General features: G+C 46.3%; 19 protein-coding genes and 1 pseudogene. 3 read left to right on the forward strand and 17 right to left on the reverse strand.

Features of this window, described 5'->3' with window-relative positions; translation table 11 throughout:
- Positions 1 to 149 precede the first annotated feature (149 nt).
- The 11 genes and pseudogenes from AB4114_RS22355 to AB4114_RS22405 form a co-directional block, all read right to left on the reverse strand.
- Positions 150 to 5,774, reverse strand: coding sequence for a fibronectin type III domain-containing protein (locus AB4114_RS22355; RefSeq protein WP_441990438.1), 5,625 nt, complete (start codon positions 5,772 to 5,774; stop codon positions 150 to 152).
- Positions 5,775 to 6,024: 250 nt separating this feature from the next.
- A complete protein-coding gene (locus AB4114_RS22360) occupies positions 6,025 to 6,417 on the reverse strand; it encodes a DUF302 domain-containing protein (RefSeq protein WP_436233911.1) in 393 nt (130 codons plus the stop codon).
- 82 nt (positions 6,418 to 6,499) lie between these two features.
- On the reverse strand, positions 6,500 to 7,282 hold the full coding sequence (locus AB4114_RS22365) for a sulfite exporter TauE/SafE family protein (RefSeq protein ID WP_441990439.1): 783 nt from the start codon (positions 7,280 to 7,282) through the stop codon (positions 6,500 to 6,502).
- Positions 7,283 to 7,294: 12 nt separating this feature from the next.
- Positions 7,295 to 7,534 (reverse strand): annotated as a pseudogene (locus AB4114_RS22370) (thioredoxin family protein); the annotation flags it as partial.
- A gap of 15 nt (positions 7,535 to 7,549) precedes the next feature.
- The gene (locus AB4114_RS22375) at positions 7,550 to 7,936 is read right to left on the reverse strand and encodes a rhodanese-like domain-containing protein (RefSeq protein ID WP_441990440.1); all 387 of its coding nucleotides are present in this window, start codon (positions 7,934 to 7,936) and stop codon (positions 7,550 to 7,552) included.
- Between the two features lie 37 nt (positions 7,937 to 7,973).
- Positions 7,974 to 8,456: a DsrE/DsrF/DrsH-like family protein gene (locus tag AB4114_RS22380; protein ID WP_441990441.1), complete on the reverse strand. Its 483-nt coding sequence runs from the start codon at positions 8,454 to 8,456 to the stop codon at positions 7,974 to 7,976.
- Positions 8,457 to 8,587: 131 nt separating this feature from the next.
- The gene (locus tag AB4114_RS22385) at positions 8,588 to 8,812 is read right to left on the reverse strand and encodes a sulfurtransferase TusA family protein (RefSeq protein ID WP_441990442.1); all 225 of its coding nucleotides are present in this window, start codon (positions 8,810 to 8,812) and stop codon (positions 8,588 to 8,590) included.
- A 46-nt stretch (positions 8,813 to 8,858) separates the two neighbouring features.
- Positions 8,859 to 9,257 (reverse strand): DsrE/DsrF/DrsH-like family protein, encoded by a 399-nt coding sequence (locus AB4114_RS22390; protein ID WP_056612801.1) that lies wholly within the window; start codon positions 9,255 to 9,257, stop codon positions 8,859 to 8,861.
- A 23-nt stretch (positions 9,258 to 9,280) separates the two neighbouring features.
- On the reverse strand, positions 9,281 to 9,853 hold the full coding sequence (locus AB4114_RS22395) for a sulfurtransferase TusA family protein (RefSeq protein WP_441990443.1): 573 nt from the start codon (positions 9,851 to 9,853) through the stop codon (positions 9,281 to 9,283).
- A 28-nt stretch (positions 9,854 to 9,881) separates the two neighbouring features.
- On the reverse strand, positions 9,882 to 10,190 hold the full coding sequence (locus AB4114_RS22400) for a rhodanese-like domain-containing protein (RefSeq protein ID WP_441990444.1): 309 nt from the start codon (positions 10,188 to 10,190) through the stop codon (positions 9,882 to 9,884).
- A gap of 31 nt (positions 10,191 to 10,221) precedes the next feature.
- Entirely contained in the window at positions 10,222 to 11,370 is a 1,149-nt protein-coding gene (locus AB4114_RS22405) for an MBL fold metallo-hydrolase (protein WP_441990445.1), read from the reverse strand.
- A 499-nt stretch (positions 11,371 to 11,869) separates the two neighbouring features.
- Here AB4114_RS22405 and AB4114_RS22410 point away from each other — a divergent pair, with 499 nt between their 5' ends.
- Positions 11,870 to 12,241, forward strand: a complete 372-nt coding sequence (locus AB4114_RS22410) for a DUF2512 family protein (RefSeq protein WP_441990446.1) — start codon at positions 11,870 to 11,872, stop codon at positions 12,239 to 12,241.
- A 51-nt stretch (positions 12,242 to 12,292) separates the two neighbouring features.
- Here AB4114_RS22410 and AB4114_RS22415 read toward each other — a convergent pair whose 3' ends face one another.
- Both AB4114_RS22415 and AB4114_RS22420 read right to left on the reverse strand, forming a co-directional pair.
- Positions 12,293 to 12,682 (reverse strand): rhodanese-like domain-containing protein, encoded by a 390-nt coding sequence (locus AB4114_RS22415; RefSeq protein ID WP_441990447.1) that lies wholly within the window; start codon positions 12,680 to 12,682, stop codon positions 12,293 to 12,295.
- A gap of 24 nt (positions 12,683 to 12,706) precedes the next feature.
- A complete protein-coding gene (locus AB4114_RS22420; RefSeq protein WP_056612786.1) occupies positions 12,707 to 12,967 on the reverse strand; it encodes a metal-sensitive transcriptional regulator in 261 nt (86 codons plus the stop codon).
- Between the two features lie 164 nt (positions 12,968 to 13,131).
- Between AB4114_RS22420 and AB4114_RS22425 the strand changes: the two genes are divergently transcribed.
- Positions 13,132 to 13,545, forward strand: a complete 414-nt coding sequence (locus AB4114_RS22425; RefSeq protein WP_441990448.1) for a thiol-disulfide oxidoreductase DCC family protein — start codon at positions 13,132 to 13,134, stop codon at positions 13,543 to 13,545.
- A gap of 72 nt (positions 13,546 to 13,617) precedes the next feature.
- On the opposite strand, the gene AB4114_RS22430 is transcribed toward AB4114_RS22425, so the two are convergent.
- Positions 13,618 to 14,415, reverse strand: coding sequence for a DODA-type extradiol aromatic ring-opening family dioxygenase (locus AB4114_RS22430; RefSeq protein ID WP_441990449.1), 798 nt, complete (start codon positions 14,413 to 14,415; stop codon positions 13,618 to 13,620).
- 92 nt (positions 14,416 to 14,507) lie between these two features.
- Positions 14,508 to 15,431, reverse strand: coding sequence for an N-acetylmuramoyl-L-alanine amidase (locus AB4114_RS22435; RefSeq protein ID WP_441990450.1), 924 nt, complete (start codon positions 15,429 to 15,431; stop codon positions 14,508 to 14,510).
- 94 nt (positions 15,432 to 15,525) lie between these two features.
- On the opposite strand from AB4114_RS22435, the gene AB4114_RS22440 reads away from it, so the two are divergent.
- Entirely contained in the window at positions 15,526 to 15,654 is a 129-nt protein-coding gene (locus AB4114_RS22440) for a hypothetical protein (protein WP_441990451.1), read from the forward strand.
- Between the two features lie 129 nt (positions 15,655 to 15,783).
- Here the strand turns inward: AB4114_RS22440 and AB4114_RS22445 are convergent, their stop codons facing one another.
- Positions 15,784 to 15,972 (reverse strand): hypothetical protein, encoded by a 189-nt coding sequence (locus AB4114_RS22445; RefSeq protein ID WP_441990452.1) that lies wholly within the window; start codon positions 15,970 to 15,972, stop codon positions 15,784 to 15,786.
- A 531-nt stretch (positions 15,973 to 16,503) separates the two neighbouring features.
- A complete protein-coding gene (gene purD / locus AB4114_RS22450) occupies positions 16,504 to 17,769 on the reverse strand; it encodes a phosphoribosylamine--glycine ligase (protein ID WP_441990453.1) in 1,266 nt (421 codons plus the stop codon).
- Between the last annotated feature and the right edge of the window lie 32 nt (positions 17,770 to 17,801).

Below are 17,801 nucleotides of genomic sequence, written 5' to 3' on the forward strand. Positions count from 1 at the left end.
CTTCTTCTCGTGGACTATCGATCTCTCAGAAGTATATGCTAGAAGGTTGGGGAATAGAAGTTAGCAGGGTTACTCGATCGTCTATATGTAAAATTACCCATCCAAACAAAAACTGAACCTACGCCTCAGCGTGGTCCAGTTTCCCCTTATTACATTTGAAAATTTACCGCCAAGTTCAACGAGGTGTTCCCTAAAATCTCCTTATACACACCACCATAAGACAAACCGAACGTATAGACGCCAGGCAGCAATTCCTTATGAATCTCGCCGCTAACCGTACTCCCGAGAGCCCGCCAACTTCCTGCGTAATAACTAACGGCACCGCCATCAAGCGGATTACCTAGACTATCCTTCAACTGCACGTTCACGTTGACCGTCTGGAAGACGACCGTCGGGTCCGTTCCGATATTTTGCAGCTTTTCCTTGATCCCTCCCTCATAACTCATGGAAAAGGTATAAGAGCCCGGCAGCAATTCCTTGTGAATCTCGCCGCCAACCGCATTGACGAAAGTCCGCCAATTCCCGGCATAATAACTTACGGCGCCTCCATCAAGTGTATTGCCCTGACTATCCTTCAACTGCACGTTCACGTTGACCGTCTGGAAGACGACCATCGGGTCCGTCCCGATATTTTGCAGCTTTTCCTTAATCCCTCCTTCATAAGTCATGGAAAAGGTATAAGAGCCAGGCAGCAATTCCTTATGAATCTCGCCGCCAACTGCATTGCCGAAAGTCCGCCAATTCCCTGCATAATAACTCACGGCACCTCCATTAAGCGGATTGCCCTGACTATCCTTCAACTGCACATTGACGTTAACCGTCTGGAACACGACCGTCGGGTCCGTTCCTGTGTTTTGCACTTTCTCCGTATACGTACCTTCGTAGGTCATGGCAAACGTATACGCTTTATCCGGCAAAGACTTGCTTACAGTTCCAGAAGCATTCGTGACGCCGAAATCTTTCCATCCCCCGTCATAGTAGGATACGACGCCACCACTGATGGCATTTCCGCTGCTGTCTTTCAACTGAACGCTTACCTCATCAGCCACTGGGGCCGGATCCTGCAACAAGATTTTACCGTATTGACTTACGTTTTTCGCTCCACCAATCCCGCTGGCCCATTCCAAATATCCAAGACGACCGTTGCCATTGTTATTATTAACAAGCAGCGATACAAAGATAGGTTTCGTCGTATCTAGCATGTAAGGATATAGTTCTGACCAAGCAACGTGAATCTTATATATTTTCTTTCCGCTTTGGGAACTGTCGACGAGCATACTTCCGTTTTGAACGAATTGGCCGGCAGGTGTCCAGTTGGATGGCAGATCTCCTCCAATATACGGCGCAGTCCCCTTGTAGAGTACAGGACCGTTAGCAGTCAGTGCGGCTTGGAATTCCACTTGTGCCCCGACCATGCCGACGCCTGATGTATCCAAGCCAAATTGAATACTGTCACCGATATAATAGTTACCTTTGGTCTCGTTTTGCACGAAGCTGGCGTCCGATACCTCGATGACTAGATCGAATCCATCCGTCGCCGCCCCCACTGCAGCTCGAGCCGCAAACCCTGCAGGCTGCTCGGAGGTCAAGTTTATTAAATTCCAATTATTGGTTATCCAATGAATATCCGTGCTCAAAGCTCCTGTCATACGGTCAAACAAGTTGCTCTTACTCCCTGCGGCGACAGGAATGTTCGTATTTTGTACGGCTTTCTCATAGTCGGACAAGAGGACATCCTGCGTGGAAGTCAGTCCAGCTAGATAAGCGGCATTTACATGGCTGATGTAATACATTTTGTTCGGTTTCACTTGCAGCGTAGGAGCTGCTGCCTCTGTACCGCCGGTCCAATCCCGAACTACGGTGTTACTTGTAAAAGCATTGGCAAGTGCTGGAGCGATTGTATCCGCATTCGCATCCTCGGACCATACGACGAGAATCGGTGATCCGTCACTTTCGAAATAGACAGCTTTCTGATTTCCGCTTAGCGCATACTCACCTTTGTAGACAATATCATTCCCCAGTGTCTCGATAAATCGATGCATGACCACAGAACCTAATCTCGGTTCAAGCTGCGGTTTCTTGCGGAATAATCCAGAAGATTCCGTAAACCAACCTTCGGCATGGGCGAATGGGATGGCTTCGATTTCCGTATTATTAACCATGTCAAAATAGGCGATTTGTTCGACCCCATTCTTCATCTGGTACATATAATCGTACAGCATCTTTCTTGCAATCACGGGTTCTGATTGGATAGATGATGATTCTGAAGCATTCACAAGACCAGCATGACTTTCCGAACTCACCCACGGCTTTGATGGTACATTATACCTTTGATCATAAGCTTGATACTCTTTGGGATCGGGTAACTTCCCATGAAGCGCCAACTTATCATAGTAGTTCGCTCCGCCAAGACGCAGCAGCTCATTATAAAAAGGCAAATATCGATGACCGCCCATGCCTCCAATCCAAATTTCAGAATTCGGCTGAACACTTTTAATCGTCTCATAGCCGGTACGCAGCAATTCCACGAACTTCTCTGGTGTATCATTCCAAAAAATACTTCCGCCTTTCAAATGAGGTTCATTCCATATCTCCCATTTGGTAATCCGATCGCCATACCGCGCGACAAGCGCCCGCAGGAAATTAGCAAAATCATTCAGGTCGGTTGGGGCATAAGCAGCATAACCAGGAACGCCGATATAAATAGTTGTATCTTCCGGGTGCGAAGACGCCCATAGCGGTGTAAATACAATATTTCCGATGATGTCCATGCCATAGCTTTGCAATTTGTTGACATGTTCATCAAGTCCTGCCCAATTAAACACACCACGACTCTTTTCAATAGCCATGTTCGTATCGCCGAATTGTCCTCCCCATGGGATCGTATGAATTCTCGCAAAGTCAAAACCAATTAAATCTGCGAGTTCTATCGCTCTTAAATCACTGAAACCATTACTAAAACCAAATAGCGGATTACGATCCGCTTTGCTTATGGACTGACTTTCTACGACAGCCACGGACGTTCGATTACGTACAAATTCTGCTGCTGTTTTCTTCGGATTAGAAAAGATCCGGTACGATTGTTGGAGCGGAAGCGTTCCCGCAATCCCTTGTTTCGTATAGTCAAAAGCGATTTCGTAGTAACCTTCGTGACTAGGTGTCCAACTCCAACCCGATGTCAGTAACGTTGACCGATCTACCGTAACTTGCCCAACAACCTGATTATCCGTATCATAAACCGTCCCCGTCAACGTTTGCACGGAAAGAGGCAACTGATCTACGACCGCCTTGAACACCACATTCTGTCCGATCTTCCACCAGTTTGCAAAGACGTCTGCCTTCAGCGGGAAATATTCAACGGACTGCATGCTGGCGTCGTCGTAATAAATTGTTCCTGTATTCGGGACGCTCTGTAATTTCGTTGTCGCTACATTCAACTGAACTTGATTCGTTCCTGCTGGAAACTGACTATTATCAATCGTAAATGAAATATCCGTCCACACCGTGCTGCTCAAAGTTGGCGTATTAGCCTCAGCCGTGCCCAGGAAGGTACCATCCTTAAAGTAGCTGATGAACACCCAAGAGCCATTCCCTGCGTAATCAGCCGATTTCTTGGCTTTTACCGAAATCTTAATGGTTTGCATTCCGCTGTCAATCGGGATCATTTTGGATGAAAACCCTGCGGCTCCGGTACTTGTCGAGTTGATATATACCGCATTCGTGCCGCTATTGACCGTTGCTGAAGTACTGCCCATATCGACTCCGCTTGCCCCGCTCCATAAAGAAGAATTCCAACTAACAGGAACAAGTTTCATTCCACTTGACTTCGTTTCCTCGAAACCAGGGTTCGCTACATCATAATAGCTCGAAGTAAGCACATCGACAGGATTGCTCGCAGGGGATAGATTACCCGAACCATCTCTCGCTTTCACTGTAAATGCATATCCGCTGTATGCTTCAAGACCTGTTACCGTATAGGTCACCCCGGTGACTGTCGCTACTAGCTTCGTACCATCGTTAATCTCATAGCCAGTTACGCCCCCATTGTCGGTTGACGGGTCCCAGGTGAGGGTGACACTTTTCATCTTAATGTCGGATGCGGCTAAGTTTGTTGGTGTTGAAGGCGCTTGTGTGTCGTTGGTCACATATGCCTGGCTTGCTGGGGATACATTTCCCGCCGCATCGACGGCTTTCACGGTAAAGGTATAGCTTTGAGTTGCGATCAGACCGCTTGCTGTAAAGGTTAAACCTGTCACAGTCCCTACCAACACGGCATCTTTATAAACATTGTATCCCGTCACCCCGATATTATCGGTCGAGGCATTCCAAGCCAAATCAACACTGCCTGCCGTCTGTCCTAGGGCGTGGAGATTCGATGGCGCGCTTGGCGCCACCGTATCCGGAATCAATTCGATCGTAGCATCATCATAGTACAGTGTTCCTTGCTGGCTACTACTACCTCCACGGAGTGTCGCCAAATTCAACTGCAAGTTATTCGTGCCGGCCGGCAGGTTAGCCGTATTAACAGTGACGGAAATCTCTCTCCATTCACTGCTGCTCAGCGCAACACTTGGCGCAACTACAGTGCCGAGAAAGGAACCATTTTTCGCATAACTAAAGAAAACCCACGCGTCATTGCCGACATAATCAGCCGACTTCTTGACCTTCACCGTCGCTTTGATTTGCATGTTATTATCGATTTGCATCGTCTTAGAAACCCAACCTGCGGCTCCTGCATCCACTGCGCTAATATATAGGGCATTGGTTCCGCTATTGGCCTCAATTGTCGTGACCCCCGTATCAACCGGTGTCGTTCGCGACCATAGGGCAGAATTCCAATTGACCGGAACAAGCTTGCTTCCACTGGATGTCGTGATCTCAAACCCAGGATTGGTGATGCTCAATATATTTGGCGTGGTCAGACTTACAGCATTACTGGCCGCAGATAGATTGCCCGCCGCATCCTTCGCTTTTACAGTAAACGTATAACTGGCACCCGCATTGAGAGCGCTTACGGAATAAGTTAATCCTGTCGTGGTTCCAATCAACGTTGTTCCATTGTAAACATCGTACCCTAGCACGCCAACGTTATCCGTTGAGGCATTCCATGTAAGGTTAACATTGGTTGCTGTCTGGCTAGCAATGGCAAGATTCGTCGGAGCTGTTGGCGTCTCCGTATCCAGCAGTTCCATCGTAACATCGTCATAATAGAGTGTCCCGGCGCTGCTTCCGCTGCCTGCTTTCGATGTCGCCAAGTTCAACCAGAGCATATTCGTTCCCGCTGGAAACTGACTGCTGTTGACGGTTAACGTGATCTCTGTCCACTCCGAGCTGCTTACCGTGGTCATATTGGATGAGCTTATCCCCAGGAAACTACCGCTATTTCCATAACTGATGAAAACCCAAGGATTATTGCCGGCATAATCCCCCGACTTCTTCACTTTCACCGTAGTTTTAATCGTTTGGGGACTCGTATCCACCGGTATCGCTTTGGACGTCCAGCCAGCAGCCCCCACATCCGTTGCACTGATCGCTAGTGATTTTGCCCCGCTGTTGTACACGGCTGTCGTTACGCTCGTATCTACCGGCGTCGTTCTGCTCCATAAGGATGTCGTCCAGTTGGTCGGTAACAGTTTCGTTTGACTCATCGTTGTTTCCTCGAACCCAGGATTGAGCACATGAATAAAACTAGCTGCCTGAACGCGTGCTGACATCGATGGAAACAGTGCAACCAACATTGTGCAAAGTAACAACCATATAACGGTTTTCCTCATAAATAAATCCTCCTCGATTTCATTTCGCCTAACAACTACGCTTCCCGTTACTCACTTCCCTTACTTGATGGATTACAAGGATAAATATAGGACGAATCCGGTGGTCAAAGATAGGAGACGATTTATACATCGTTATCCGATTTTATCTATTTTGACAAAAAAAAGCCGACAACGAGATGATCGCTGCCAGCTTTACCCTACGCTATTCTTTTTAAGCCCCACCGCTGCTTTGCTGCGTCAAACTACTAGCTTATATACTCCTATCCAGACAGTTGATAAGACGTTTTTCCACATCTTGAGCAATCTCCAACAGCTGGTCATAAGCATCCATTTCAACCATCCCGATCAAGTTCGTTGGCCGAGGCATTCCGATTTTAGTTGTACCCTTTTCCACATATACAGCAATTTTACAAGGCAAAAAGTAACCCGCTACTGCATGTTCGCTTAATACGCGTTTTGCTTCGAAAGGATTGCAAACCTCCAAAATAATATATGGCTCATCAAACTCGAGGCCTTTCTCTTGGAGCTTTTCTTGGATGTTAAATTTCCACAGTATACCGAAATGCTCTTTATATAAATTGGTTGTCAACGCCTCGATCACTTCATCCACGGACTTATCCGTTTCAATGGTATAATGGAACATCTCCTTCATCCTCCTTGTTTAGCCTAGTATTCTAACCCATAAGTACTAGGGTATCCAAAGAGTAGAAAAAAAACAGGGGTCTCTATTTGCTTAAAATATCCATCCATATTTTAACCGTTGTTGCCACAATGAGTGCAGCCAAAATCCATTGAAGCAGCTTGGCGTTCAATTTCTTGCTGATTTTAGCTCCAATTGGAGCTGCGATGATACTTGCAATAACCATAACAACCGACGGAACAAGAAGTATATGTCCTCCCGCTACTTTTCCAGCAGTTGAGCCTATCGAAGAGATAAATGTAATGGCTAGGGAAGAAGCAATAGCTACACGTGTCGGAATTTTCAGAATGACCAGCATGACAGGTACGGTAATAAATGCGCCAGCCGCTCCAACAATACCTGAAACAACTCCGATAATAGCCGCGAAGATCGCAGCAACTGGTTTATTAAACTTCAGCTTGTCAAAGTCCATGTCTTCCTGTCCTTTTTTGGGAAGAAACATCATAATCGCTGCGATCAGAGCCAGAACTGCATAGGTGATATTAATGAAGGAGTCGGATAGAAACTTGGAACCATACCCCCCGATAAAGCTGCCAATAACGATGGTTCCCCCCATGATGAATACAAGGGATTTATTGATATACCCTCCTTTTCGAAAGGCTAACATGCCTGAAAGTGTCGCAAAAAAGACTTGAACCGCGCTGATTGCCGATACTTCATGGGCCGTCAATGCTGCAAAACCCAAGGCTGGCGGAATATACAAGAGCATCGGATACTTGATGATGGAACCTCCAATTCCAACCATACCAGAGATTAGGGATCCAATAAAACCAATACCGAACAATAGAATAATCCACCCATAATCCATAGCTTACTCCTCCTATCTGTGATCTCCATCCTGCATGAGATCATGAATCATTTTTGTAAGTTCATTTTTGGGCTGCAATCCAATCATCATGGCTGCCATCTTGCCATCTTTAAAAAGCTTCATTGTCGGAATACTCATGATATGCTGCTCGCTTGCTGTCATTGGATTATCATCCACATTTACTTTTACAATCACCGCACGATCATGTAGTTCCTCGCTCAATTCCTGCAGCATGGGGGCGACTAGTCGGCAGGGTCCACACCAAAATTATTTGGTTATTTTCCCTCTCCAAGACATGATGCCCCCTTGCAAGTGTGCTAGATCTCGGAAACCATGCTTGTGTAGAATTCGAGCCCCTTGTTTGCTTCTCATTCCGCTGCGACAATACAAAAACACACTTTTATCTATGGGGATCTCCCCGAGTCGTTGTTTCATTTGAGATAAGGGAATATTTTTCGCTCCCGCAATATATCCTTGTTTTACTTCACTAGGTTCACGGACATCAATTAATACTCTGTTAAGGTTTAGCTTCAATTCATCTTGAAATTGCACGGACGTTAAACTCCTAAGTCCCTTGATTCCAGCGAGTCGGGTATACACAAACCAGACGAGAAGAATCCCTATCACGATATTAATGATGGCATTAGTAGACATATTTAAAACCTCATTTCTAAGTTCTTATCTTTTACTCTTAAATAAATAAGTTCACTTTGGCATCTGCCGCGTCACCTAAATAAGCTGCTACCCCTGCATACTCAATACCATCAAGAAGTTCTTCCTTTTGCAATCCAAGCAGATCCATTGTCATTGTACAAGCCACTAGCTTAACACCTTGCTCTTGTGCTAATTCAATGAGCTGCGGCAATGCCAGCGCATTATGCTTTTTCATCACATGCTTAATCATCTTGGGACCTAGTCCTCCGAAATTCATTTTGGATAACCCTAACTTGTTCGCACCGCGCGGCATCATTTTGCCGAACATGGATTCCAGCCATCCTTTTTTGATCAGAACGGATTCATCCTTACGCAGTGCATTAAGTCCCCAAAAGGTAAAGAACATCGTAACTTCGTGGTCATAAGCAGCTGCACCGTTGGCAATAATAAATGCTGCTATAGCCTTATCTAATTCGCCGCTAAAAAGTACAATCGTCGATTTTTCCTTATTTTCTATCATTAAAATCATCCCCCTTTTATTCATGCATACCCATACGGGTATTTAATAAGGCAAAAAAAATACTGCTTTCTCCTATTAAGGACTTTAAGAGGGCTACCACTGCATGAAGTGATAGCCCTCTTCAACTTTCCTTACCCCTTCTTAACAATAAAGGTGAATACACCGTTGTCTTCTTTGGATTCAAGGAGTTCATGCTTCGTTTGGTTTACCCACGCTTGAAAGTCCTTCATAGAACCTTTATCGGTTGTTTGAAGCTCCATAATCTGTCCAGATTCCAGAGAATCCATCCCTTTTTTTGCTTTAACAATCGGCATTGGACAAGCAAGTCCTTTTGCATCTACAACTAAGTTTGCCATTATGATAATCTCTCCTTATTATTTAAAATGTAAGTGCTAATTTCTCTTAGAAGTTCAAGCTCACTTGTGCATCAAAAGCAAAGTCTAGGAATGTCGCGGCGCCCCCAAGTTCAATGCCTTCGATGAAATGTTCTTTATCCAGACCCATGACGTCGATTGTCATCTGACAACCGATCAGACGTACCCCAGATTCTTTGGCGATATCCATAAGCTCTTTCACGGATGGCACATTTGCTTTCTTAAAGCCTTCTACCATTCCTTCATTACCTGGCTTCAGCTGCAGCATGTGTTCCGACTCCTTATGAATAATGGACAAGCCTTCGAAAGTAAAGAAAATGGCTACCTCCGCATCCAATGCTGCCGCCGCTGTTGCGATGTTCAATACTTTATAGGCTGTCTCCAGACCACCTGATGATGCAATAAGAGCTACTTTTTTAGTTGTCATGTTAATTCGTCTCCTTTTTATAATTAGTCTTGTTCTTGATCATAGGTCCATTCCGTCATGCCAGGCGTTACATTCCGAACATGATGGAACCCCTTATCGTATAGGATTTGACAGGCCATATCACTTCKAGTTCCAGTACGGCAAACTACATAGTAGGCTTGGCTTGGATCAAGCTCCGTTATTTTTTCTTCCAATTCACCTAGAGGGATCGAGATGGCACCCGGAATACGTCCAAATGCATATTCAGCGGGTTCCCGAACATCGATAATATGTGTCGCTTCCCCTGAAGAAATCTTGGTTTGGACCTCATCATTTGTAGCTATATGGGGATATTTTTTCTCTGCTTTAGTGTCCACCGGCTCGGCTTTGCGAATAAAGTGATGAAAAACTCCGTTTTCTTCTTTTATGCCCAGGTACTGATGTCCTGTACGGCTGGACCAACTCTTCAGGTCGGCTACMGAGCCTTTATCTGTTGCACGTATTTCCAATACTTCACCTGCATTCATTTCATCCATCGCCTTTTTGGTGCGAACGACTGGCAGCGGACACGCAAGACCTTCACATTCGATTACTCGATTCACTTGAAGTGTTGACATGAACATTACCTCCATTTATTTAAAATACTTATTTACCGTAAGCTATTTCCCCAGTCCACTTCGACATGCCGCCTGGCATGTTGAGCACGTAATAACCCATTGAAGAGAGAAAATCACATGCTTGCCCACTTCGGTTTCCGCTGCGACAGACGACGATTGTTTCTTGCTGTTGATCCATTTCATTGAGTGCTCTTGCGATTTGCCCTAGCGGAATATGTCTGGCACCTGGAATGTGACCGGACTCCCACTCATCCTGTTCCCTCACATCAAGAATAACTACATTTTCCTTCCTATTGATCCGACCCAAAACTTCATCTGGCATTTGCTCCTTATACATCGTCGTTTCCTCCTATCTATGGTGTAGTGGTTTAAGCATCATGAACTGCACAACGATTAGGTCCAATCTCCATCTCTCGTTGTTCCCCGACCGTTGGTGTAATCTTTCCCATATTCGTCTGACGTATTTCTTGGTAAGCATTCGGCTGCGGTGGTAAATTCTCAGTAACTATACGACGGAAGGCTGTTTCCTCTCCAATATTCAACCCTGGATTTTCCTTATATAAATCTCCAAGGCGGGCAGAGACTTGACCCCCTTCTCCCAGCTCCGTAAATTTGCCAAAATGGGCAGGAAGAACGATTAAGTCATGGGATAACTGCTTATAACGCTCATACAACGTTGTTCTAAGGTCGGTTACCCAATCCTCTGCTTTACCCGCGAGATCAGGACGACCAATTGATTTCACGAATAAAATGTCTCCCGAAAGCAAGAATTGATTGTCAACGATTAACGAGGTGCTTCCGATCGTATGTCCAGGCGAATAAATAGGTTGTATCTGAATTTCAGTATCACCAACCACAATACGGTTTCCTTCCTCAAGCTGCGCGTAGTTAAACACAACTTCTTCTGCATCTTTAGGCGGCAACCAATACGTGCCTCCTGTTTGTTCAGCTAATTGTCGTCCACCAGAGATGTGGTCTGCATGAAGATGCGTATCAATCGTATGTTTAATGGTTACGTTTTTTTCTTGGGCAAAGTTTTCAAAAACCTCTGTCATTCGAACACCATCAATGATGGCCGCTTCACCGTTTGAGATGACCATGTAGGACAAGCAGCCTTTACCAATGCGGATAAATTGAAATATTTCTCCGCCATCTTGCAAATCACCAACTTTAACCGGCTCAAGATGTTCACTCCAGGATTTCATACCTCCCACCAAGTAAGAAACATGTTGTTTCCCTTGCTCGACCAATTGTTCCCCAACAAATTTCGAAGAGCCTTCTTTGGCACACACGACCAAAATTTCCTTATCATCTGGAAGTTGATCTACAATAGTTTCCACCCCATCGATCAAATCAAAATAGGGTGTGTTTAGGATATGAACATGATGACCTTCGATTTTCCAATCTTTAAAATCGCTGTCGTTACGCACGTCTAGGATGAAAATCGGGTCGTTGTTTAAAATCTTTCTTGCTAATTCAGCCGCGCTCATTCCTTGCAATTGAACTCCATTTTCCATTGTTTATTTCCTCCCTAGAATGAGATTGAAATCCAAAACCAAGCACTCATATACCCTATGGGGTATAAATTCAAGCAAAAAAAATGGCCATTACCTCCATGTATTAGACCATCAGTTCATGATCTCCTTTGAAACTATATACATATACCCGTTGGGGTATATGTATACTATAGTAAAACTTTTTCTTTTCGTCAACACCTTTCTCTGAATATACCTTTTGAACCCCTTTAGCCTCTCACACATATGCTGAGCTAAAGCCTAGTCAATGGAGGAGCCTATATGTATTGGACATATTCGACGCAGTCATAACGCCATGTTTCGCAGCATGTATCGAGAGATGACTGGTCATGATTTCTATGGGGTTATCCTCGATGAGCTCAAGCATGCAAGCAAATATAATTATTTGTTTACTTTGAATCGGTAGAACAAGCATAGTTCAAGCATGCAGAAGCCATATTAAGATCAGTACTGCATACCTTGAATGAAAGAAGGCGAGACCATGTTGGCCATGTTAGGGAAGTTATTCTTAAAACTTTTGATAAATGGCATCATCATTGTTCCCATCTTGATGTACCTTACGGATGCTACATTTATGGGAGCACTTAGTGCTACTTATACGTTTTCGCTCCTTACCTACGTCGTTGTTGATCAACTGTTTTTAAGACTCACGAATAATATTTCCGCTGTACTAGCGGATATGTTATTAACTTATGCCTACTTCTGGCTCGTGGAAAGGCACTTCTACGATTGGTCCCTAACTTTTACGGATATGACGATCGTAGCTGTATTTTATGGTGTAATGGAGTTCTTTCTGCATATTTATTTTCAAAAAGACAAAGGTCGAATCGGGCGGACTAGCTTCCATGAATAACGACAAAAAGTCATTAACCCCATGGTTAATGACTTTTTCGTTTTGTGGACCTTATTGCGTTTGCTTACCCCGCCAGGACATGATGCCGCCCTTCAGATGGGACAGCTCGCTAAAGCCATTTTTCCGTAGCATTCTCGCAGCTTGTTTACTCCTCATGCCACTCCGACAGTATAGGTAGATCTGACGATCCTTAGGTATCTCGCTCAATCTCTTACCCATTGAGGACAAAGGGATATTCACCGCCCCTGGGATGTACCCTTGCTTCATTTCCCCAGGCTCACGCACATCGATGAGAACAGACTTGTCCTTGTCAGCAGCCATAGCCTCTTGAAATTGTTCGGATGAAAGATTGCGCAGCCCTTTGACTCCTGCAAAACGTGAGTAGAAGAACCAAATAATAAAACCTAGCGCCACGAGATTGAAAATCATATTACTATCCATGACCTGCCTCTTTTCTTAAACACATTAACGGCTTTTAACTAACAATTCTACAGCCTGCTTGACCAGCTTACTTGTGTCTCTACCCGCTTCTTTTTCCTCCATAATGCAATTCTCCAAATTGACAGCAACAACGGTGGCAATCGTTTTATCAGCAGCACTGCGAACAGCAGAGATTTGGCTTACGACATCTTTACAATCCTGTTCTTCTTCCATCATCCGTAAAATCCCACGAATCTGGCCTTCCATCCGTTTTAAACGTTTCTTCACATCATCATCGTATTTCATAGACAGCCTTCCTCCCCTATACCTGTATAGGTATATTATTGTCCATGTTGCGCATAAAGACAATATGAAATCTTTGAGAAAGTCCCCATGTTGCTATGTCGTGCAACCAACGTATAATTAGGAGTAGCTTCCTCCAACAAATGTGTGGACCAAAGGAGACACCCATGTCAACTCATATTGATCATCCATCCGTTATCTTGTTCGACGGGGTTTGCCTGCTCTGCAGCAGCGCGGTGCAATTCATCCTGCGAAACGACCCGAAAGGCGTGTTTCGCTTCGCTTCTCTGCAGTCGGAGACAGGACAACGACTGCTCGCCGAGCATAAGCTGCCGCTAAATCGACTCAGCACCATTGTGCTGATCGAAGGCAACCGCGCTTATACGCGCAGCTCAGCTGCTTTGCGCATTGCGAGGCGCTTGCGCGGTGCATGGCCGCTCGCCTACGCGGCGATCGTGATCCCAGCTCCGATCCGCAATCTCGGATACAGCTTCATCGCACGCAACCGCTATCGCTGGTTCGGCAAGACCGAGCATTGCATGCTGCCGAATCCGGAGCATAAGGGGCGGTTTCTGGATTGAGCTGGCCTCATGCCATCAACCATTACGACAAAAAAACCTGCAGCATTCGCAGGCCTTTGAACAACAACGGACCTATGTCTCTTGCTTACGTATACGTAGACTGCCGAACATCCAACAGCATAGGCTCAGGGTGCCCATCTGGAAGCTATGATGCAACAGCTTCGCGTTCCGTGTAGCATCACCTGCTCCCATCGCGATGAGCAATGGCGCAAAATGCTCCGGCGTCGGCACAGCCTCCCGCGCATGCGGCGCTCGCTCGTCGTAGCGAATCAGCGCCTCCAAATTCCACGTTTCGAGCTGCTCCTCTAGCCACTCATCGAATTCCACGGCCCAAAGCTGCGGCACCGGATTGTTATAATCCAGCTTTCGTAGATTGTGAACCGTTCCGCCACTGCCAATAATCAGCACCTGCTCATCCCGCAAAGAGCCTAAAGCGGCACCAATTCGGTAATGCTCCTCGGGTGTTAATCGCGGGTTAACCGAAAGTGTCACAACAGGGATCTGTGCATGGGGGTACATAATGGAGAGCGGCGCCCAAGCTCCGTGATCCAAACCTCTCCTGTCATTCAACTCACAGCGTATACCCTCCTGTTGGAATAGCTGCTGAATATGGAGGCTTAAGGTCAGATCCCCTTTGGCCGGATAGTTAATGTCATAAAGTTCTTCCGGGAAGCCTGAGAAATCGTACATCATCTCCGGCTCGACAGCCGTGCTGATTTTCTGAACCGCGCTTTCCCAATGTGCACTAAACACAACGATGGCTTTCGGCTTTGGAAGCGACATCGCAAGCCTTTGCAGAAACTCTGTATACGCATGCTGCTCAATCGCCAAACTCGGTGAGCCATGCGCAATAAAAAATGCCGGCAGCACAGCAACACCCCCTCCCACAACCAAATCAGTGCCAATTATCTACATTATTCACGAATCTGTGAAAATAAAACCATGTTGCGATCCGTCCCTCCTCACTTACCGTTCACAAACTGCTCAATCCCATCTGCAATGCCTATCGCAAGCTTCTGCTGATACGCCGCTTCCGACATGAGCTCGTCCTCTTCGGGATTCGTCATGAACCCGATCTCTACGAGCGCGACGGGTACCTTCGACCAGTTGAAGCCGCTCAGATCGTCTCGCGCCGATAGGCCACGTCCCTTCTGACCCGTTGCTTGCTGCATGCCAGCTAGGAGCAAACCAGCGGCCTGCTTACTTTCCTCTGCGATGGGCTTAACAGCTGGCTGCGTCGCTGACGGGTACAGAACCGAAAATCCCTTCGTGCTTACCGAAGCGTCACCATCTGCATGGATCCGTACAACTAGTGCCGCTCCCGCCTCATTCGCCATATCTGCACGCTGCTTGTTGCTAATATCCACGTCATGCGTCTCCCGTGTCATCGTAACGTTGATCCCCCGTCGAACTAGCTCCGCTTTGAGCAGTAAGGATACTTCCAGATTGAGCATATACTCTGGTTTCTTCGTGCGTACACCTACCGTACCGGAGCTAACCTTGGGCTTCGTTTCCCGCGTATCTGGCCCGACCTGCTCAGGTGCATTATTACCAACCCGTTGATGTCCAGGATCGATCATAACAAGCTTATTGCTCTTAGGAACACTCGGCAGCGTGGTTGGAGCAGCCGTCTTCGTTGGTGTTGGCTTCGTTTCTGGCGTTGCGACAGGCGTCGGAGCCGCTGTTGAGGCAGGCGTAATTGTAGCTGCGGCCTGCACAACTGGCGGCTTAGCCGTTGCCTGCGCTACTGTGGCCAGCGGCGAAGCACTCTGTACAGCCTCCGTCGTAGGCAACGCCACGGGTACTGGATGCTTATCTCCACAACCAGCCATCACACCAACAAGCGATATAATCGCGGAGAGTATAAGCATTCTTTTATCAAACATCGGCAATTCCCCTTCTTCTCTAGCTCTGTATAAAAACAGCCTCCATTCGCGAAACTAACCTTACCATGCTTCTCCACATTTGGGAGGTTCCGCTATGCAGGCACTTTGGCATTATTTCACTGATCACTGGCTGTCCATTTCATTAATTGTTCTTGCCTTATTGGCGTGCTATTTCGTCTACAAGAACAGAAGTAAATACATTCGCGGCTGGGATAAAAAGTAATCCAAAAAAACTCGCTCCTTCATCGGCTGTTAACCAGTGATGGAACGAGTTTATCACTTCAATCAACGTCGATTTCCTGCGCCATTACAACCCGCAAAAACCGTCATTTCAGGCATTCTGGCCACCTCTTTACAGTTTATAATCGGTCAGATTGCCATCAGAATCTATAACTTGGATATAGCGCTCCCCTGTTGGCTCTTGCCGGATGCGCTTGCCATTTTCAATATAAAAAATAGGAGCACCAGTTTTTCTTGCCTTGTCCTGTACGGATTGTTCAATTTTCTTGAAGATTTCATTTAATTCCTTTTCTGTCTTCATCCCGAACCACCACCTATGATTAACTCTCTTGCCATTATATCACACTACGACCTGAAGCAATCTCGACAGCTAAGACTATTAGCTAAGCAGTTAAAAACCCTTCTGACGAAGTCCTTAGAGGAAAAACAAAAAAAAAGTGAAGATACGCATCGGGATAACTTCCGTCTGCAACGAGTGGTAACTCGTTTTTACCCTAATTAGCTTTGATGAGAGGGCAATCACCACCAGCTACCTCTCCTTCTGCTGAGAAATGCAATAGAGCAACCTTTCTCAATCAAATACACGATTTCAGCTAAAATTGATGCAAATAGGCATCAATTTTAGCATTTTCTCCTTTGTTTAGACATTTTCGACCCAAAAAGATGCCTTTTTGCATTTATTTAAAATGTTGAAGTGAATTCCTTTGAAAAAGACGCCTTTTTGTATTTTTAGCACCTGTGATACGAACATTAATCAGGCGTCCCCTCCGCCTCCCCCAAACCTCAACAAAAAAACACAGCCCCTCACCCAAGAGGCTGCGTTTCTCTCCATCTATTTCAATGCCTTCATCGCAATATCCGTCCGGTAATGCTTACCCTCAAAATGGATCCGATCCGCATCCGCATAAGCCTTCTGACGAGCTTCAATGATATCTTTGCCAAGGCCTGTGATACCTAGCACACGTCCACCGTTCGTGACGATTTGTCCGTTCTCATCAACTGCCGTACCCGCGTGGAACACGAGTGACTCCTGCACTTGATCTAAGCCAGTAATCGGCAATCCTTTCGGATACGGTCCAGGGTATCCTGGCGAAGCCACGATTACGCATACTGCGGCTTGATCGCTCCACTCGATCGGCTGCTCAGCCAACGTTCCGTTGTTGATCGCGAGGAAAATATCCAGCAAATCCGTTTTCAATCGCGGCAAAATCACCTGCGTCTCCGGATCACCGAAGCGCGCGTTGAACTCAATCGTTTTCACACCGTTAGGCGTCAAAATCAGACCCGCATACAGCACGCCTTTGAACGGACGGCCTTCTGCAACCATTGCATCTGCCGTAGGCTGAACGATGTTCACAAGTGCTTCTTGCACGATGGACTCGGGAATATGTGGAAGTGGGGAGTACGTCCCCATTCCGCCTGTATTCGGTCCTTTATCGTTATCAAAAACCGGCTTATGATCCTGCGAAGGCACCATCAAACGCACTGTCGAACCATCAACGAAGGCCAATAAGGACATTTCTTGTCCTGTCAAGAACTCCTCAATCACGACGCTCGCGCCTGCCGATGCCCCAAAGACTTGACCCACCATGATGTCTTTCAGCGCTGCTTCCGCTTCTTCCATCGTTTGCGCAACCGTAACGCCTTTACCAGCGGCTAAGCCGTCTGCTTTGATAACGATTGGCGCTGTTTGCGAGCGCAAGTAAGCAAGTGCTGGCTCATACGCATCAAAAGACTCGTAAGCCGCCGTAGGGATGCTGTATTTTTTGAGCAGCTGCTTCATGAACACTTTGCTGCCTTCAATGATTGCTGCGTTAGCACGAGGGCCGAATGCTGCGATCCCTTTTGACTCCAAATGATCAACCAATCCTGCCGCTAACGGATCATCAGGCGCAACCATAACCAGGTCAATCGCTTGCTCCTTGGCAAATGTGCTGATCTCTTCAAACTGAAGCTCCGTAATCGGCACACATTCCGCTAAGCCGGCAATCCCGCCGTTTCCTGGTGCGCAGAACAGTTTGCTGATTTTCGGGCTTTTGCTCAGTGCCCATACAATGGCATGCTCACGTCCGCCACGTCCAATAACTAATACACGCATTTGCTGGAACCCCTCTCATGGGGAATGCCCAC

The sequence above is a fragment of the Paenibacillus sp. 2RAB27 genome, assembly GCF_052115445.1.
GTDB lineage: Bacteria > Bacillota > Bacilli > Paenibacillales > NBRC-103111 > Paenibacillus_E.

Bases quoted from the DNA above. Each gene is read 5' to 3' on its own strand.
- AB4114_RS22355 (WP_441990438.1), bottom strand. From the start codon at position 5,774: ATGAGGAAAACCGTTATATGGTTGTTACTTTGCACAATGTTGGTTGCA.
- AB4114_RS22360 (WP_436233911.1), bottom strand. From the start codon at position 6,417: ATGTTCCATTATACCATTGAAACGGATAAGTCCGTGGATGAAGTGATC.
- AB4114_RS22365 (WP_441990439.1), bottom strand. From the start codon at position 7,282: ATGGATTATGGGTGGATTATTCTATTGTTCGGTATTGGTTTTATTGGA.
- AB4114_RS22375 (WP_441990440.1), bottom strand. From the start codon at position 7,936: ATGTCTACTAATGCCATCATTAATATCGTGATAGGGATTCTTCTCGTC.
- AB4114_RS22380 (WP_441990441.1), bottom strand. From the start codon at position 8,456: ATGATAGAAAATAAGGAAAAATCGACGATTGTACTTTTTAGCGGCGAA.
- AB4114_RS22385 (WP_441990442.1), bottom strand. From the start codon at position 8,812: ATGGCAAACTTAGTTGTAGATGCAAAAGGACTTGCTTGTCCAATGCCG.
- AB4114_RS22390 (WP_056612801.1), bottom strand. From the start codon at position 9,257: ATGACAACTAAAAAAGTAGCTCTTATTGCATCATCAGGTGGTCTGGAG.
- AB4114_RS22400 (WP_441990444.1), bottom strand. From the start codon at position 10,190: ATGTATAAGGAGCAAATGCCAGATGAAGTTTTGGGTCGGATCAATAGG.
- AB4114_RS22405 (WP_441990445.1), bottom strand. From the start codon at position 11,370: ATGGAAAATGGAGTTCAATTGCAAGGAATGAGCGCGGCTGAATTAGCA.
- AB4114_RS22410 (WP_441990446.1), top strand. From the start codon at position 11,870: ATGTTGGCCATGTTAGGGAAGTTATTCTTAAAACTTTTGATAAATGGC.
- AB4114_RS22415 (WP_441990447.1), bottom strand. From the start codon at position 12,682: ATGGATAGTAATATGATTTTCAATCTCGTGGCGCTAGGTTTTATTATT.
- AB4114_RS22420 (WP_056612786.1), bottom strand. From the start codon at position 12,967: ATGAAATACGATGATGATGTGAAGAAACGTTTAAAACGGATGGAAGGC.
- AB4114_RS22425 (WP_441990448.1), top strand. From the start codon at position 13,132: ATGTCAACTCATATTGATCATCCATCCGTTATCTTGTTCGACGGGGTT.
- AB4114_RS22435 (WP_441990450.1), bottom strand. From the start codon at position 15,431: ATGTTTGATAAAAGAATGCTTATACTCTCCGCGATTATATCGCTTGTT.
- AB4114_RS22440 (WP_441990451.1), top strand. From the start codon at position 15,526: ATGCAGGCACTTTGGCATTATTTCACTGATCACTGGCTGTCCATTTCA.
- AB4114_RS22445 (WP_441990452.1), bottom strand. From the start codon at position 15,972: ATGAAGACAGAAAAGGAATTAAATGAAATCTTCAAGAAAATTGAACAA.
- purD (WP_441990453.1), bottom strand. From the start codon at position 17,769: ATGCGTGTATTAGTTATTGGACGTGGCGGACGTGAGCATGCCATTGTA.